This window comes from Collinsella sp. LCP21S3_A3 (genome assembly GCF_052118905.1).
Lineage (GTDB): Bacteria > Actinomycetota > Coriobacteriia > Coriobacteriales > Coriobacteriaceae > Collinsella.
The window spans coordinates 1-699 of the sequence record NZ_JBQKGH010000050.1 but is presented as its reverse complement, the minus strand read 5'-3'; the positions used below and the strand labels follow the sequence as shown (position 1 = coordinate 699).

Below are 699 nucleotides of genomic sequence, written 5' to 3'. Positions count from 1 at the left end.
GATACAATACGGAGAGGCGCAGCGATGCGCTCGGCGGCCGCACGCCGGCCGAGTTCCGCGCCGCGCTGGGAAGGGCCGCGTAACGGTCCAAGAAATCGTCCGCAGTCCCGACCCGAAACGGGACGCAGTTTCCGCATCGGCCCCCATCGGGAAGTCACATCCCAGAATGGACGGGGACTGCGGACGATTTCCTGGACCGCTAAATCGCGGCCATCCCCAGCGACGACCGGTAGTCGTCCGGTGTCGCGCCACCGAGCGCGTCGCTTGCCCGCTCGGAGTTGAAGCGCCCTATCCACGCGCCGAGGGCCTCGATGAACTCCCCGGGCGACCAGCCGGACCAGTCCCTCCCGTGGAAGAACTCCTTCTTGAGCAGGCCGAAGAAGCCCTCCATCGCGGCGTTGTCGGGGCTGCAGCCCTTGGCCGACATGCTCCTGACCAGGCCGTTCCGCTCGCATATCGATATCCAGCCCGGCCAGCGGTAGTGCACGCCGCGGTCGGAGTGGATCACGGGGCGCTCGCCGGGCGCCAGCCGGGAGCACGCGTCCGACAGCGTCGAGTTCGCGAGGTCGGCGTCCGGGCGCTCGCCCGTGTTAGCGCTAATCTAAAATTGACCACTTTCGCAAACGCATCTCGCCGAATGCGCTAACGCGCTTTCGCCGACCCCGCTAACGCACTTTCACCAACTGCGCTAACGGAACT

The 699-nt window shown here is 66.5% G+C and carries 1 protein-coding gene; it reads right to left on the bottom strand.

Translation table 11 applies throughout. From position 1 onward, the window contains the following. Positions 1-199 precede the first annotated feature (199 nt). On the bottom strand, positions 200-508 hold the full coding sequence (locus ACTQ0H_RS09280) for a transposase (RefSeq protein ID WP_441063733.1): 309 nt from the start codon (positions 506-508) through the stop codon (positions 200-202). Between the last annotated feature and the right edge of the window lie 191 nt (positions 509-699).